The 16,666-nt window shown below is 47.4% G+C and carries 14 protein-coding genes and 1 pseudogene; 10 read left to right on the forward strand and 5 right to left on the reverse strand.

Going from position 1 to position 16,666, the window contains the following annotated elements; genetic code table 11:
• The first annotated feature begins 392 nt into the window (after positions 1–392).
• Positions 393–4,508 carry a formate dehydrogenase subunit alpha gene (gene fdhF, locus PG915_RS04905; protein ID WP_353498095.1) on the forward strand — a complete coding sequence of 1,372 codons (4,116 nt, stop codon included), beginning with the start codon at positions 393–395 and terminating at the stop codon, positions 4,506–4,508.
• On the opposite strand, the gene PG915_RS04910 is transcribed toward fdhF, so the two are convergent.
• The 5 genes and pseudogenes from PG915_RS04910 to PG915_RS04930 form a co-directional block, all read right to left on the reverse strand.
• Positions 4,489–5,622, reverse strand: coding sequence for an EscU/YscU/HrcU family type III secretion system export apparatus switch protein (locus tag PG915_RS04910; RefSeq protein ID WP_353498096.1), 1,134 nt, complete (start codon positions 5,620–5,622; stop codon positions 4,489–4,491). The two genes, fdhF and PG915_RS04910, sit on opposite strands and share 20 nt — an antisense overlap.
• On the reverse strand, positions 5,615–6,394 hold the full coding sequence (gene fliR, locus PG915_RS04915) for a flagellar biosynthetic protein FliR (RefSeq protein WP_353498097.1): 780 nt from the start codon (positions 6,392–6,394) through the stop codon (positions 5,615–5,617). The genes PG915_RS04910 and fliR overlap by 8 nt, the downstream gene beginning before the upstream one ends.
• Before the next feature lie 15 nt (positions 6,395–6,409).
• Positions 6,410–6,961, reverse strand: a pseudogene (locus tag PG915_RS04920) (flagellar type III secretion system pore protein FliP); the annotation flags it as partial.
• 55 nt (positions 6,962–7,016) lie between these two features.
• Positions 7,017–7,406 (reverse strand): FliM/FliN family flagellar motor switch protein, encoded by a 390-nt coding sequence (locus PG915_RS04925; protein ID WP_353498098.1) that lies wholly within the window; start codon positions 7,404–7,406, stop codon positions 7,017–7,019.
• On the reverse strand, positions 7,399–7,812 hold the full coding sequence (locus PG915_RS04930) for a FliM/FliN family flagellar motor C-terminal domain-containing protein (protein WP_353498100.1): 414 nt from the start codon (positions 7,810–7,812) through the stop codon (positions 7,399–7,401). Before PG915_RS04930 ends, PG915_RS04925 begins: the two co-directional genes overlap by 8 nt.
• On the opposite strand from PG915_RS04930, the gene PG915_RS04935 reads away from it, so the two are divergent.
• The 9 genes from PG915_RS04935 (at position 7,812) to PG915_RS04975 (ending at position 16,564) form a co-directional block, all read left to right on the forward strand.
• Positions 7,812–8,123 (forward strand): flagellar biosynthesis sigma factor, encoded by a 312-nt coding sequence (locus PG915_RS04935; RefSeq protein ID WP_353498101.1) that lies wholly within the window; start codon positions 7,812–7,814, stop codon positions 8,121–8,123. The genes PG915_RS04930 and PG915_RS04935 overlap by 1 nt on opposite strands.
• Before the next feature lie 5 nt (positions 8,124–8,128).
• A complete protein-coding gene (locus PG915_RS04940) occupies positions 8,129–8,839 on the forward strand; it encodes a sigma-70 family RNA polymerase sigma factor (protein WP_353498102.1) in 711 nt (236 codons plus the stop codon).
• The gene (gene motA / locus PG915_RS04945) at positions 8,827–9,693 is read left to right on the forward strand and encodes a flagellar motor stator protein MotA (protein WP_353498104.1); all 867 of its coding nucleotides are present in this window, start codon (positions 8,827–8,829) and stop codon (positions 9,691–9,693) included. Before PG915_RS04940 ends, motA begins: the two co-directional genes overlap by 13 nt.
• A gap of 48 nt (positions 9,694–9,741) precedes the next feature.
• The gene (locus PG915_RS04950) at positions 9,742–10,689 is read left to right on the forward strand and encodes an OmpA family protein (RefSeq protein WP_353498105.1); all 948 of its coding nucleotides are present in this window, start codon (positions 9,742–9,744) and stop codon (positions 10,687–10,689) included.
• A complete protein-coding gene (locus PG915_RS04955; RefSeq protein WP_353498106.1) occupies positions 10,682–10,972 on the forward strand; it encodes a hypothetical protein in 291 nt (96 codons plus the stop codon). The genes PG915_RS04950 and PG915_RS04955 overlap by 8 nt, the downstream gene beginning before the upstream one ends.
• A 406-nt stretch (positions 10,973–11,378) precedes the next feature.
• Complete coding sequence (locus PG915_RS04960; RefSeq protein ID WP_353498107.1) at positions 11,379–12,836, forward strand: protein adenylyltransferase SelO; 1,458 nt, start codon at positions 11,379–11,381, stop codon at positions 12,834–12,836.
• A 148-nt stretch (positions 12,837–12,984) separates the two neighbouring features.
• Entirely contained in the window at positions 12,985–13,713 is a 729-nt protein-coding gene (locus PG915_RS04965) for a response regulator transcription factor (RefSeq protein WP_353498108.1), read from the forward strand.
• Positions 13,714–13,716: 3 nt separating this feature from the next.
• Positions 13,717–15,171, forward strand: coding sequence for an ATP-binding protein (locus PG915_RS04970; protein ID WP_353498110.1), 1,455 nt, complete (start codon positions 13,717–13,719; stop codon positions 15,169–15,171).
• A 139-nt stretch (positions 15,172–15,310) separates the two neighbouring features.
• A complete protein-coding gene (locus tag PG915_RS04975; protein WP_042498997.1) occupies positions 15,311–16,564 on the forward strand; it encodes an ABC transporter substrate-binding protein in 1,254 nt (417 codons plus the stop codon).
• Positions 16,565–16,666: the final 102 nt, after the last annotated feature.

Here is a 16,666-nt window from a genome sequence, read left to right on the forward strand (position 1 = left end):
AAGTACCAATTACAGGAGGACTACTTTTACCATTTTACGCCATCAGCGGATGCTGATTAAGTGTTATTGTCACACATTTGTTGGGTTTATTTTGACCTTTAAAAGTGTGTGGTTATACTAAAGGCAGTTATGCTCCTATTTGTAAATCCCCCTTTGCGGTGGACCCCCTGAGAGCGAAAAAAATTCTCATTTTAGATTTGTTCTACCACTGTGACGACGATCACAATCAGCTTGGTTGCTGACGATTTGCTGTACCTGCCACATCTTTATCGATTTGCCCGCTAGATGGATCGCGGCAAACTTATTGGTGTTGATTTTGGGTGCGATCCGTCTTGATGCCACTCGGCATTCACAGTGGGCTAATAACCATCTGTCTAAAAAGAGATAGCTCTATGAATGTAATTATCAATGGTCAGTCTTACCTACTGCGTGACAGCAAGAGCATTCTTGATGTGGCCAAAGATATCAAAGTGGATGTTCCGTCACTGTGCTCAATCAGCAAGCATGCAGAGAAACAATCGTGCGACATGTGTGTGGTCGAAGTTGTCGGCCAAGGGGTGGTTAAAGCTTGTGAAACCCAAGTGCAAGATGGGATGACCATCGTTACCGAATCCACCCAACTCAACACATTGCGCCGTCAAGCGCTCAATAAAATATTCGCGGATCACAACGCCGATTGTGAAGCGCCATGCAAAGTCGCTTGTCCTGCGAATGTTGATATTCAAACTTACCTCTATCACATCGCCGAGGCCGATCATCATCAAGCAGTGAAAGTCATCAAAGACACACTGCCTATGCCCATCTCCATAGGCCGAGTCTGCCCTGCGTTTTGTGAGCACGAATGTCGCCGAAGCTTAGTCGATGAGCCGCTGGCCATTCGTCAGCTTAAGCGCCACGCTGCCGATATTGACTTATCCCTTGCGGAACAGTTCGAGCCATCAAAGCTGCCTTACAACGGCCATCGAGTCGCCATCGTTGGTGCTGGCCCTGGTGGTCTAGCTTGTGGTTACTATCTCAGTTACCAAGGTTTCGCTGTCGATGTGTTTGAATCTATGCCGCAAGCGGGCGGTTGGCTGCGTTACGGGATCCCAGAATACCGTCTGCCTAAAGATATCCTAGACAAAGAAATTGAGCTGATGTGTCGAGGTGGGATGCAAATTCGAACCAACACTGTGCTTGGCAAAGATGTCACTCTTGATGATCTGACCGCCAATTATGAAGCGGTTTGCCTTGCTGTTGGCGCAACCAAAGCGGTGAACATGCCTTATCCAGGCTCAGATTTGGATGGCTGTATTCTTGGTGTTGATTATCTTAAAGATCATATGACCGACAAGCACTTTACCATGGGTCGTAAAGTGGCGGTGATTGGTGGCGGCAATACTGCGATAGACTGTGCGCGTACCGCTATCCGTGAGGGGGCAGACACCACGATTATTTATCGTCGTACTCGCAATGAAATGCCTGCCGAGCTGCATGAAATTGAAGCGGCTGAACTTGAAGGCGTGAAGTTCAAGTTCCTAACCAACCCCAAGAGCAACGTGGCTGATGAAAAGGGTAGAGTTAAGGCCATTGAGCTGGAAGTTATGGCGTTGGGCGAACCTGATAGTTCAGGGCGCCGTCGCCCAGTGTCTACTGGTGAAACCCAGACTCTTGAGTTTGATACCGTTATTTCTGCTTTATCACAAAAGCCGGATGTGGAGTTCCTAAAAACTGCCCGCCAATCTCTCCCGTTGACCGATTGGGGAACGGCATCCGCCGATGGTGATTCCATGCACCATGGCTACAACGTCTATAGCATCGGTGATTTTAGGCGCGGCCCTGCGACGGCCATTGAAGCCATTGCCGATGGTAAAAAAGCCGCCGACGCCATTGAGCGCTACATTCTCGAAGGGCATTTTAAACCGGAACCTGCGCCGTTTAATAGCCGAAAAGCTGAGCGATTAACCGAAGTTCGCCAAGCGGAGTATTTGCAAGAGCGCGCCAAGTCGAGAGCCAAAGCGACTCATCTCGATGTTGAACTGTGCCAAACCAGTTATCAAGAAGTGGAACTGGGAATGACCGATGCGGACGCAATCGCAGAAGCTGCTCGCTGCTTAGAATGTGGCTGTCAGGCGAACACTCAATGTGATTTACGCGATTATGCCAGTGAATATCAGGTGGATTATCGAGAAATTGATACCGAAGATCGCAAGATGTTCCCGGTGGACAAATCCAGTGAGTTTATTGTGTTCGATGCTAACCGCTGTATTAGTTGTGGTTCGTGTGTGCATGCTTGTCAGACTGAATCAGTACATGGCATTTTAAACTTCTCTGAATCCGCACATAGACCCTCCTTCCCAGATGGCGCCACAATGGGGGACAGCAACTGCATTCAATGCGGTGCTTGTGTTCAGGTATGTCCAACAGGGGCGCTGGTGGATAAACGAGATAAATCTCACAGCCGTGTAGAAATGCTGACGCCAGTCAAAACCATCTGTACCTATTGCGGCGTGGGTTGCCGCGTTGAAATGTATGTTGATGCGGCCAACAACAAAATTCGCTATGTGAAAGGTGACCCTACGTCGCCGGTCAATCAAGGTATGCTATGCGTGAAAGGTCGATTTGGTTTTGATTTCATTCATAGCGATGAAAGATTAACCACGCCTCTGATCAGAAAAGCTGGTGAGCTTGTGCCAGCGTCTTGGGATGAAACCATTAGTTACGTGGCGGACAAACTGACCAAGATTAAGTCGATGTATGGCAGTGATAGTCTAGCCGGGTTCTCATCAGCTAAAACCACCAATGAAGATAACTACGCGTTTCAAAAACTGTTTAGACGAGAGCTGGGTACCAACAACATTGACCACTGTGCAAGGCTTTGTCACTCATCGACGGTGACCGGCCTTGAAGCCTCATTTGGTAGTGGTGCAATGACCAATGATATTCCAAGTATTGCGCACTCTGACGTCATTTTTATCATCGGCTCTGATACCAGTGCAGCGCACCCAATCATTGCGTCACATATCAAACAGGCGATTGCTGGTGGCGCTCGCCTTCTTGTCGCGGATCCGAAACGCATTGATATGGCTGACCACGCAGAGCTCTATGTACGCCATCGTCCCGGAACAGATGTGATGCTACTCAATGCCATCATGCATGTTATCGACAAAAATGGCTGGCACGATCAAGCGTTTATCGATGAACGCACCGAGGGGTATGAATCGTTTGTCACTGAAATCCGAAAACCAGACTACAGCCCAGAAAATGCGGCGCTCATTACCGGTGTGGCCGCGTTTGATATTGAGCGTGTTGCCGAACTTATCGGTACTGCTAAAGTAACATCTGTGTTTTATTCGATGGGCATCACTCAGCACACAACGGGTCATGACAATGTACGTTCCATTGCTAACTTGCAAATGCTCTGTGGCAATGTTGGTGTTGAAGGTGGCGGTATTAACCCGCTTCGTGGTCAATCAAACGTACAAGGCTCTTGTGATATGGGGGCGCTGCCAACCGATTTCCCAGGCTATCAAAAAGTCACCGATCCAGAGGTGCAAGCGAAGTTTGCCAAAGTATGGAACAGTGACAACCTGCCAACCGAGCGCGGTAAGACGCTGACAGAGATCATCGACGGAGCCTGTGATGGCGACATCAAAGCCTTGTACGTGATGGGTGAGAACCCAGTATTGAGCGACCCAGATCAAGCACACGCGGTGCATGGTTTAAAATCTTTGGACTTCTTGATAGTGCAAGATATCTTCCTCACCGAGACCGCGCAGCTAGCCGATGTCGTATTGCCTTCCTATTCCTTTGCCGAAAAAGCGGGGCACTTCACCAATACCGAACGACGAGTACAACGTTTGGTACCGGCTGTACAAGCCCCGGGCGAGGCGCGTGAAGATTGGCAAATTATCCAATCTATCGCTAATGCGATGGGTAGCGATTGGCAATATGAGTCGGTTCAGGACATCACCGAAGAGATCGCTGATGTGACGCCGCAATACCACGGTATTCGCTGGCAGTCGGTGGGTAAAAATGGATTGCAGTGGCCGTGTAATAACGTTAAGCCATTTGGTACTCGCATTATGCACCAAGACCAGTTTATTCGTGGTAAAGGTGCAATGGCAGCGATTCCATTTGAGTATGCGGCTGAGCTTCCGGATAAAGAGTTCCCTATGGTCCTCACCACAGGTCGCTTGCTTGAGCAGTTCCACACTGGAACCATGACGCGTAAAACCAAAGGGTTAGATAACCTTGCGGGGCCGCGCATTATGATGAGTGTAGAAGATGCCGAGGCGATGGGCGTCGCGAATGGCCAGCCAGTTAAGCTAGTGTCACGCCGTGGTGAGATCTCCGCGCCAGCGTTTGTTACTAAACGTATGCAGCAAGGGGTAGTGTTTGTCCCCTTCCATTTTGCAGAATCGGCGGCTAATAAACTCACTAATACGGCAACCGATCCTCACGCCAAAATACCCGAGTTTAAGGTATCGGCAGTCAGATTGGAGCGGGTCACTCAGGCGGCGATGTAGTATCACTCCAAGTTTTTAGGATATCGAAAGGAGGCAAGCCATTGGGCTTGCTTCTTTGCCCTTGGCGCCATGCTTTTAGCTGATTGACGTAGGTAAGAATGTGCGCCACGGCAACGAACAGTTGATTGGGCACCATTTGATCGATTTGCGTGGTGTGATAGATAGCTCGGGTCAGTTCTGGGCTTTGCACGACTTCAACTTGATGCTTTGCCGCGAGTTCACGTATGTATACTGCTACATCGTTTTTTCCTTTCGCAACGACAAAGGGTGCTTCGGCTTGGGAGAGGTCGTAGACAAGTGCCACGCTATAGTGGGTTGGGTTAGTCAGTACGACACTGGCGTTCGGCACTCGCTCGTTGGCACCTCGTTTGGCATTCTGTGTTTGGATCTGCCGAATACGCGCTTTTACCTCGGGTCGCCCTTCTTGCTCTTTGTGCTCATCTTTTACCTCTTGCTTAGTCATTTTCATTTGCTTGGTGAACTCATGGCGTTGATAGGGAAAATCAATCAGTCCAAACAGTAAATAGCCCAAATACTCGACAGTAATTGAGCTTACAGTCGCGAGCACATTATCAAACGGCGCGCTAACAAGGCCGGTAATCACAGCCATGTACTGATTGATGACCCAATAGAGGATGGCGAAAAACAGCGACACCTTTACCGTATTTTTTATCAGCTCGACCACAGACTGGGTCGAGAAGATGCGTTTCAGTCCTTTGAGCGGGCTGATGCGCTCAAGCTTCGGTGCCAGCAGAGTCGGACTGTACACCCAGCCTCCCAATAGTGTTGAGCCTAAAATTGCGCTAATGAGCTGGTAGATCAACAGAGGAAAGAACAGCATGATCATCGCAAACAGTGCTTTGCCGACTAGCTCAATAAGCAGATGAAACTGGCCAATGATACTGATATCGAATTCATAGCAAATCAAAAACAGCTCAATCAAAGTTTGCCCAAGTCTATCTATGTTCAATACGTAATAGGCGACAACGACAACTAGCGTGAGTGAGGAGACAAAGTCTTTAGCTCTGGGGATCTGACCTTCCCGACGTGCCTTAGCCAACTTGTGCTGGCTGGGCAGTTCACTTTTGTCACCGCTGTCCTGATTATCAGCCATTCGGAAGCCTCAAGATGTAATTGAGGTGTCGATTAAGCTCCAGTGCCAATTCAAAGTAATGATCGCCAATCCCAGTCAGCGACGCCATCATGGCAAAGAGCCCCAGTAACATAGTCATCGGAAAGCCAAGGGCGAAGACGTTAAGCGCTGGTGCTGCCTTATTCATTAATCCAAAGGTGATGTTACTGAGTAGCATGACAACAATCGCTGGGGCGGCCACTAGCAGCCCGGTTGCGAACATCCACGACACCATTTTGAGAACATAGTCGATGCTGGTAAAGGGAAACAGAGAGTCGAGTGGCCAGTGGGTGAAGCTGTTTTTAAGTTGCAGCAACACAATAAGATGACCATCGATGGATAGAAATAGCAGCATCGCAGTGATAAACATAATTCGACCGATAATCGCGATGCTTACCCCATTGGCTGGGTCGTTCATAATCGCCATTGCCAGCCCCATTTGCATGGATATCGCTTGCCCAGCTATTGAGAAGATGGTGAAGAAAATCATCACCGCAAAGCCGATGAGAAACCCAAAGATCAATTGGTAAAGCGTGAAGATAATCGCGTCAATGGAGAATGGGTTGAAAGGGGGAACCGTGTCGATCATGGGAGCGAGTAGCAATGAGAATACAAATGCGAACAAAATTTTCACTCGCATCGGTATCGCTTTGTCGACGAAAAAGGGTGCAATCACAAACAGACCCGTTAAGCGCACAAATGGCCACCAAATCAACCCAAGCCATTGCGTGATTTCGGTAAACGTGATGACCATGGCATCACCCTACCTCAGTAGGAATGGCAAAAACAACATAAAGCCTATCTGAAAGGCCACTTTGAGTTCGCTGAGCAAATAGGCAGGCAAAAGAATAAGAAAAGGGATGGCTTCCTCGTCAGCGATTTTGGTTTCACCAGCGATCTTGGTGACTTGCTCTAGCGCTTTGCGCTGAGTTTGGTCGAGCATATAGCGCCGCAGCGGCTTCTCGGCGGTTTTGAGTGCTTGAATCAAGGTAGCTTCGCCATTGCTATAGGGCACGTAGGCGTCGTCGTAGATTTTTGTCCATACTGGGCGCATGATGAGCAGGGTAAAAATGAGCGCAATGCCGACCAGCACTTGATTGGGCGGGGTTTGCTGCAAGCCCAGAGCTTGACGAAGAATGGCAAGCACAATCACGATGCGAGTGAAGCTGGTACACATGATGACAAACGCAGGTACAAAGCTGAGCAGCGTCATCAAGATCAGAATTTGCAGTTTTACGCTGTATTCTGTGCCATTGTCACCTTGAGTCTCGGTTAAAATGGTCAGCCCCTCGGCGTTCGCGAGGTAGGGCATTAGAAGCATTGAACAACCAACCAACCTTAGTGCGATTCGCAATGATCGTGTCATGAGCGCTTACCTACTGACTTGGCTTTTTAATGATGCTAAGCAGCCTGACACCATACTGGCCATTTTTAGACACGATCTCACCAGTGCCAAAAGAGGTGCCGTTAATTTTAATATCCACAGGATCGCCTTCGTGTTTCTCTAGCATAACAACACTGCCTGATTTGAGGTTGAGCAGCTCATCCAAGATCAGAGTCTTACGAGCAACCTCAACGGTGATATCGACCGGAATACTTTTTAGCAGGTTCACACTGCTTGCCGGCGAACTCTCGCTGGTATGCAGTTCTTCGTCTTCGAGATCGTCAAGATCCAAATCTAAATCGTCGAGATCAGGCAGTTCATCTTGTAGGTTCATGTCTTCGATGGAGACGTCGAGGTCTCGCGTTGGTTTGTTTTCAGCCATCGATCTTCACTCCCAGCTCTGAGTCTATGGTTTGCAGTTTGCCAAAAAAGGTCGGATGTCCGTTGACCTTGATGGTGAGGTTTTTACATAGCGTCAAAGGCAGTACATCACCCGGTGCCAATTTTGACAGCTCGTGCAAGGTGCACTGACCCGTTAACAGCACACAACCTAGCTCAACAGGTTGATAGCGCAGGGTGTTGAGGATCTCGTCTCTATCGAAGGTTTCATTGTTGCCGAGCATTTCCCGTAGCTTCTTCACATAGCGATCGTCGATCATGATGGTGATCGCTATCTCTTGATGATCGACACGAAAAACAATGTTGACCCCAACGTTGGACGGCTCGTGTTCAGTGTTGTCGAGTAGGTAGTGTTTGGCGTCAGCCGTCATGATGTTGGCAAGTGCCATTGGATGTACCTTTAGAGCAGGTTGAAGTTCAGGTGGATAACGTGCTGGTACCCATCAATCTGGGTAACCGCCAAAGTTTATTGCTGCTGGATGTGTCACTGTTCACGCCCAGTAGCAATGAGATCTACTTGAATGAGCAGCGCAGTCGAATCAAAAATCGAATCATTAAGAAATTCAGCGTGAAAGACAGGGAGTACTTTTTCAATAAAGAGTTTATCTATGTGATACAAGACGACCTCAAAGATGACCTATCCGAGGTAGCGTCTTTGCAGGTGGGCGATGTGCTCGTGACTAAGGCTGTGTTTCAGTAGGTGGCATGATGTTACTGCAACCTAAGTATCAACACACTCAAACCGAAGAGGAATCAAGCATTCAAGAGCTTGAGAAGTTGGTGTTGCAGAAAAACTTAAAGCTCATTAATAGGCTCTTGTACCAATACCGTTACGCCGTCGACGAAGGGACGTTTGAAGACTTACGCCAGACCGCCATGATGACCTTGGTCATTGAGCTGCGAAAGTTTGATCACGTTGCGAATGATGATTTTAGACGCGCGGTCGCAGTGAGGATCCGAGGTGAGTTGGTGGATGAACTTCGGCGGCGTGATTATATGGAGCGTGACAAGCGTCAGCTCGTCAACCGTATTAAGTTTGCCCAGCAGAAGCTAGTCCAGCAGCTTAACCGAGAGCCTACCACCGTTGAAGTTTGTCACTTTCTCGGTATCGAGGACAGTGACTTTCAAAAGGCCATGAGTCTGGTGGATGTATTTGATGATATTGAGCTGGAAAATGTGGTCACGGCAGTGCCGGAAACAGACCGACAGTTGCTGTTTGAGGAAGTCAGAGAGGTGCTAGAGACCTTGCCGGAAATGGAAAAACGAATTCTGTATCTGGTGTATGTCAAAAGTCTCAACACCAAAGAGGTGGCATTGGTACTCGATGTCAATGAAACCAAGGTGCATAGATTAAAGCATCGAGGGTTGGACATTCTGAAAAGCAGAATGAGGGAGAGTGACGCATGCAAAAGTTGATAGGTGTTGTCGTCGTACTCAGCGTCATTTTTGGTGGCTTTATTTTCCTAGGTGGTAAATTTGAGTTCATCTTTAAGTGGTCTGAAATCATTATTATTTTTGGTGCTGCCTTTGCGAGCTTATTAATGTCGACAACATCGGGCACGCTCAAGTTAATGACGCAGCAACTTGGGTTGGCTTTCCGAGCCACACCTCACAATAAAGACTACTACCAAGAGCTACTCTCTTTGATGTTTGAGCTTATCAATATTGCGCGGGTGCAAAACATTAAGGCTCTTGATATCCACGTAGAGAATCCGGACTCCAGTAAGATTTTTGCTAAGTATCCTATGGTGACTAAGGATACCTTGACCACTAATTTTATTATCGATTCGTTCAGGCAGGTGATCACCGGTAAGAAGTCACACCATCTACTTGAGGCGTTTTTAGAAGAAGAAATTGAACACCTTGAAGACGAATACACCAAGCCGTCTGAAAAGCTGCATGCTACCGCTGAGGCAATGCCTGGGCTCGGCATCTTAGCGGCGGTGATGGGGATCATTTTAACCATGCAAGGCTTAGATGGTGAGATTTCTGAAATCGGTAAAAACATTGCAGCGGCATTGGTGGGAACCTTTACTGGTGTATTTGGTTGTTACTGTGTTTTAGGGCCAATGTCGAGCAGCATCAAGGATGTGTCAGAAAGTCAGGTTGCGCCACTGCAGTGCGTGAAATCGATATTGTCTGCTTACTCTCAAGGTCAGTCGGCGCACATGTGTGCTAACGCCGGTAGGAAAAATATTGAAACCCGCTATAAACCGTCGTTTGTTGAGCTGGAAAAAGCCGTAGAAGTGTTGCGTTCTCAGCCGTCTTAATGCAACAGAACCGCTCACAACCTAATCCCAACCAAGGGAGGAGCCGCTATGGAGCAGCCCATTGTTTTTGCCAGAAAAGGCCGCAAAAAACGTGATCCTCTGCAACATGGTGGCTGGAAGGTTGCGATGGCCGATTTGATGATCTCTCTAATGTGCTTGTTCTTGGTGCTGTGGATTTTACAAGTTGTCGATGTGGAAGATCAGAAGAAGCTGCTTAACTACTTTGCTTATGGTAACGATCCGATTCAGCATCATGGCACAACGGAAACCGGCGGTAACTCGGTGAATCCGCTGCCACTGCCTTCGGTCGCCACTTCTCATTACGATGCCGATCTGCATCGAATTAATGATACATCGGTATTGTCCGGTGAGTTTAACAGTCAACAAGAACTTGAAGTGCTCGCCGAGCGGGTTAAACAGCAGCTAAGCGGTATTGATGCGCTGGGTAGCGTTGCGGTTGTCATCACGCCGCAAGGTCTAAAACTGGTGATTGCTGATTCTGAAAAAGGGCCAATGTTTTATCGCGGAGGCGCTAAAGTCACACCGTTTTATCAAGACTTGTTACTCAGCTTGGCTCGGCTACTTTCCAGCATTGAGAACAAAATGATCATCACAGGTCACACCGATGCAAGCCGCTTTAAAGGTGGACGCACGACCAACTGGGAGCTATCGAGCAATCGAGCGAACAGTGCTCGTTATTATCTCGACAAAGGAGGGCTACAAGAACGACACATCTTTCAGGTATCCGGAATGAGCGATACGGCGCCGATTGATCTCGATAACCCTAAGTCTGGCATCAACCGGCGTATCGAGTTGTATATTTTGACCGCTGAAACTCTACGTCAGCTCAACAAAGTTTATAAAGAGTTTGCCGCGTTCAGTTTTAATGAGCAAAAGCTCGATTCTCTGATAGACAGTTCAAAGCAGCAGGCGATTCGAGAAGCGACAAGGAATCAGCCAATCACGCCTTTCGAGGTAATGAAACGCTATGACTAACCTAGTGATCCCCAGTACCAACATGCGTAAGTGCCTTGCGTGGCTCATTGTTGTTGATTATCTGTTGATCGCCTTTTATGTCTATCTGGCGACCAGCTTACTCTATTTCGATGTTTTCTTGATTGGCGTGCTGATTGCGGTCTACAACCTTCTTATGGTCACTTTTGTGGTGAAACAACCGGCGGGGTTTATTACGTTATCCCGTGACAAACACCTAGTATTACCGATTTGCTTTGCCGCATTCTTAGGATCAGTGATTGTGGTCTTGACGGTGTTTTGGTGAAAAAAGTTGGCTCAATTTCAAATAATTGTGCGACGTATGTTGTAAAAATGCCCGTCTCGGCCTATATTGTAATCGTAGTGTAATAAAAAGGAGATATTGCCTATGCATCAAGAAATGATTCAACCTACCAACCTTGGCGTTATTAGTCGCACTTGCCTTTTCTCTCTAGGTACAGTGATCGCAATTCTTGCGATGCTCTAATAACAATACTTCTTAGGGGACAGCCCAAACGCTTCGATTCACTGCATTCTCTGTATTTAGCAGTTACCGCAGACAGCAATCTTCGCAAATGGGCGTTCCTCTAGGCGAAACCACACACAATACCCACACTTTTCGTTTCTTTTTTAAACCCTTCTAGTCGCTATACTCATATCAATTGTCTTTGATATCTCGTAATGAGACCGATATGCCGCTGCTAGATCGAATCGCGATTACTCACCGATACACAACGTTGCCTTCCGGCTTCTATCGCTATGTTTTGCCCACTCCCCTCGACAATCCAAGATGGGTGATTTGGAATCAACCACTTGCTGAACGGTTTGGCTTTCCCGGTAACGCTAATCAATCTTCTGAGCTTTTAAAAATTTTGTCTGGCACCTCCTTCGCTGAACAATTTAAACCATTAGCGATGAAATACGCTGGGCATCAGTTTGGCATCTACAATCCAGATTTAGGTGATGGACGAGGACTATTGCTTGGGGAGTTGATCTCGGACTCTGGCAGCGTATTCGATCTACATTTAAAAGGGGCAGGGCAAACGCCTTACTCACGCTCGGGAGACGGACGCGCAGTGCTGCGTTCAACCATTCGTGAGTATTTGTGTAGCGAGGCCATGGCAGGATTGGGCATTCCAACCACTCGTGCCCTTGGCATGATGGTCACAGATACGCCTGTGTATCGAGAGAAGGTTGAATCAGGCGCGTTACTACTTCGTCTGGCCGAGACCCATATTCGTTTTGGCCATTTTGAACACTTCTTTTATACCGAGCAGCACGATCACTTACAGCATTTAGCAGATAAAGTGATTGAGTGGCACTTCCCTCAATGCCAGCACACGAAGCAGCCATATCTTGCGATGTTCGAATGTATCGTTGCATTAACAGCCGACATGATTGCCCATTGGCAAGCAAAAGGATTTGCTCATGGGGTGATGAATACCGATAACATGTCGATACTCGGCCAAACCTTTGATTATGGCCCATTCGGATTTATGGACGATTATGAGCCAGGCTATATTTGTAATCATTCAGACTATCAAGGGCGTTATGCGTTCAATAATCAGCCCTCTATCGCACTGTGGAATTTGACCGCTTTAGCGCAGGCGCTCACTCCTTTTATCGTGCGTGCAGATTTAGAGCGGGCACTTGAGCAGTTCACTCCAAGGCTTCAAAGCCAATACAGCACCTATATGCGCGCTAAGTTTGGCTTAGTTGAAAAATACCCAGAGGATGGTGCATTTTTTAATGATAGCTTCGCGTTCATGGAGTCGGAAGGTGTCGATTACACTCGTTTTTTTAGAGCTTTATCTTGTTTAGATAGCCATGATAGCGCTTCGATCATTGATTTGTTTGTAGATAGAACCAAGGCAGAGAAATGGCTCAGTGAGTACTTATTGCGCTGTGAAAAAGAGGCTCTCAAAACACCTGAGCGCTGTGAGCAGATGCGTAAAGCAAACCCGAAGTACATCCTGCGGAATTACTTGGCTCAGCAGGCCATCGATAAAGCCGAACAGGGGGACTTTTCACTCGTTCATACACTCGCAGATGTGTTAAAAACGCCTTATGATGAACAGCCCGAGTACAACCATTTGGCAAAACTTCCGCCTGAATGGGGCAAGAGAATGGCGATTAGCTGCTCTTCTTAATGTAGGTAAACGTTCAAATTGGGTACTTCCATGTCATTTTTGTGAACTTGAGCAAAACTAAGTAGCAAAATTTATAAACGAATCAATAATAACTCCTAGCTAAAACCCTTACACTGTATAGATCGCAGTGCAGACTTAAGGGAACATAATGCAGGCTAAGACGCACATTTTAGTTGTGGATGATGACGAGGAAATCCGTCTATTACTTGAAGAGTATCTGACTAAAGCAGGCTTTCAAGTTTCAGGGGCGGAAGATGGCGTTGAGATGGAGCTGTTCATCAAAGCCAAGGGGTATCCTGATCTCATTTTGCTAGATGTGATGTTACCTGGTGATGATGGTTTCACCCTATGTCAGCGAGTGAGACGCGAGTCCCAAGTGCCTATCATCATGTTGACCGCAGTATCCGATGAAACCGATCAGATCATTGGCCTTGAGATTGGTGCTGATGACTACATCGCCAAGCCGTTCAGCCCAAGACAGTTAATGGCTCGCATTAAAGCTTTGTTACGTCGCGCGCATATTCATGAAGATAAGCATGATGATACGCCGCCAAGAACCATAGACTTTGGTGATTGGCACCTCGACACTATTGCTCACCGAATGACGAATAGAGCTAATGGGCGCAGCCACGATCTTTCCGGTAGTGATTTTGCGCTGTTGATGCTGTTTCTATCGCGTCCGAATGAAATTCTTGACCGAGATACCATCTCTTTTGCCACGCGCGGCCGTGAAGCGCTGCCTTATGAACGTGGGATTGATGTTCAATTGAGCCGTATTCGTAATCGTCTTGGAACCAGCAAAGCGTTTCCTCACTATATCAAAACCATGCGTGGTAATGGTTACATCCTTTCAGTGCCTGTGGAATACGGTCAATAATTCATGTCTAGAACACGCTGGTTCAAGCGATTGAGCCCGAACTCTCTGGTCGCTCGAACGCTACTGCTGACTCTGCTTGCAGTTTTTTGCTCTCAGAGTGTACTGACTGCCATTTGGTATCAGAAAACCAAGCAGGATGAACTCTCTGGTATTCGCGATACGTCAGCCAGCATGGCGACTATGTTTGCTTCTACCGTGACCTTTTTTCAAAAGTTACCGATTAAGTACCGTCATATCGTGCTGGATCAAATCCGCAATATGGGGGGAACTCGTTTCTTTGTTTCCTTTAACCATGAAGAGCTGTTGGTTGAGCCCATTCCAGATACGCCGCTAAAAGAAGCGGCGATGATGTCGGTGAAAAGGGTGCTGATTGATAAGCTTCCAACCATCGAAGCGGTCAAAGTGGATTTCTCAAAGGCTGAGAATCTCAGGTTACTTAAAAACGATATTTTTCTTAATGATTTACCGAGGTCGTGGGCTCACCATACGTTGACCTTGGGACCGCTAGATCCACCGATTTTGGTAGTACAGCTCAAGCTTAAGAAAGGTGAGTGGATTTATATTGCGGCTTTGCTGCCTTCCCCTTACATGCAGCTCGATGATCAGTTTTTCTCTAAAGATCAGTTGGTGTTTTTGGTTATTTTTACCTCACTGATGCTGCTTCTGACATTTTTGCTCGTGCGAGCGCAAGTGAAACCACTGAAACGTTTGGCGAAAGCCGCCAATGAAATGAGCATGGATATTGATCAGTCGCCACTCAAAGAAGAGGGTGCAACAGAGCTGGTTACCGCAACCCGGGCATTTAATCGCATGCAAACCCGGATTAGAAAATATGTATCTGACAGAGAGCATTTATTTTCTTCCATCTCCCATGACTTAAAAACGCCTATTACCCGCTTGAGGCTTCGCGCTGAACTGCTTGATGATGATGCCAAGCGTCACAAGTTCAACCAAGATCTTGATGATTTAGAGATGATGGTTAAAGGTGCTTTGCAGTGTGTGCGCGATACGGACTTGCATGAGAACAATGACTTTGTCGATCTCAATGAGATGATCAGAAACGTCTCGGAAACCTACAATCAGGTGCACACGCAAGTGAGTTTTACGGCGCTGCAAATGGAGCCAGTGGTACTTAAACCTTTGGCGATTAAGCGTGTGTTAACCAACCTCATCGACAATGCAGTGAAGTACGGTAAGCATGCTTTTGTATCCATCGAAGAGAATCCGACATGGATCGTTATCACAATTCTAGACAAAGGTAACGGCATTCCAGAAGCGCAATTAGAAGCGGTTTTTGAGCCTTATACTCGTCTCGCGAATGATAAAGATGGGCACGGTTTAGGTCTTGGAATTTGCCGCAACATCTTGCACGGTCTGGGCGGAGACCTTGTGCTACAAAATTCAGAGCAAGGTGGTTTAGAGGTGAAAGTCTATATTCCACCTAATTTAGAAGCTTAGTGATAGATTTCACAGTGTAACACCTCTGTTACTTTGGGTTAACAGTTTGTTGCAATGAGGATTGCTGGTTTTTTCTACACTGTGTATCGAACAGGGGCAAGAATAGCCCTTTGTCTAATCCAATACATGGAAGATAACAATGAAAATGAATAAAACCCTACTGACTCTATCCCTCGCTGCTGCCACCCTACCTTCGCTGTCTAGTGCTGGTGAAGTGGAAGTCCTTCACTGGTGGACCTCTGGTGGTGAGGCGAAATCCGTACAAGAGCTGAAAGCGATGCTAGAAGAGCAAGGTCACTCTTGGAAAGACTTTGCTGTTGCAGGCGGTGGCGGTGAAAGTGCAATGACGGTACTTAAGACTCGCGCAGTGTCTGGTAACCCACCTTCAGCGGCACAAATCAAAGGTCATGACATTCAGGAGTGGGGCGGCTTGGGCTTCCTAACTAACCTTGACAGCGTGGCACAATCTGGCGGCTGGGATCAAAGTGTTCCTAGCATGGTGACTGACATCATGAAATTCAATGGTGAGTACGTAGCAGTGCCTGTCAACGTCCACCGTGTTAACTGGCTTTGGGCTAACCCAGAAGTTCTGCAAAAAGCTGGTGTTGAAGTGCCGAAAACGCTGGATGACTTTTTTGCTGCAGCAGAGAAAATCAAAGCCGCAGGTTTTATCCCTCTCGCACACGGTGGCCAGCCATGGCAAGACGCAACCGTATTTGAAGCGGTTGCGCTAGATGTACTAGGTTCCGATGGCTATCGTAAAGCGTTCGTTGACCTAGACATGGACACGCTATCGGGTGACAAGATGGTAGAAGTCTTCACCAAGTTCCAAAAAGTGCATGACTACATCGATGCGAACTCTCCAGGTCGTGACTGGAACGTTGCAACCTCGATGGTTATCAATGGTGAAGCGGCAATGCAGATCATGGGTGACTGGGCGAAAGGTGAGTTCACTGCTGCTGGCAAGGTACCGGGTAAAGACTATATCTGTGCTCCAGCTCCGGGTACAGATGGCCAGTTCACACACAACGTCGATAGCTTCGCATTCTTTGAAATCAAAGATGAAAGCAATGTAGCGGCGCAAAAAGCTCTAGCAGCAACAATCTTGGATAAGAAGTTCCAAGAAGTGTTCAACCTCAACAAGGGTTCCATCCCAGTTCGTACCGATATGGACATGAGCGCGTTTGACCAATGTGCTCTGGACTCAATGGCGAGCTTCAAAGCAACGGCGAAAACCGGTGATCTTGTACCGAGTATGGCTCATGGCATGTCGACGACCAGTTACGCTCAAGGTGCTATCTACGACGTAGTCACAAACTTCTTTAATGATCCAAAAGCGGATCCAAAAGAAGCAGCACAAAAGCTAGCGAAAGCAGTTAAAGCGGCTATCTAGTCACTTCCTCCTAAACTAAGCGTTAAAGCTGACTCTCTCCCTTGAATTAGGGAGAGAGCGGTGCCTTGCACCTTTAGCGCTTGCTCAATTCCGAAAGCAGTT

Source organism: Vibrio sp. CB1-14 (assembly GCF_040412085.2).
In the GTDB taxonomy this organism is placed as follows: domain Bacteria; phylum Pseudomonadota; class Gammaproteobacteria; order Enterobacterales; family Vibrionaceae; genus Vibrio; species Vibrio chaetopteri.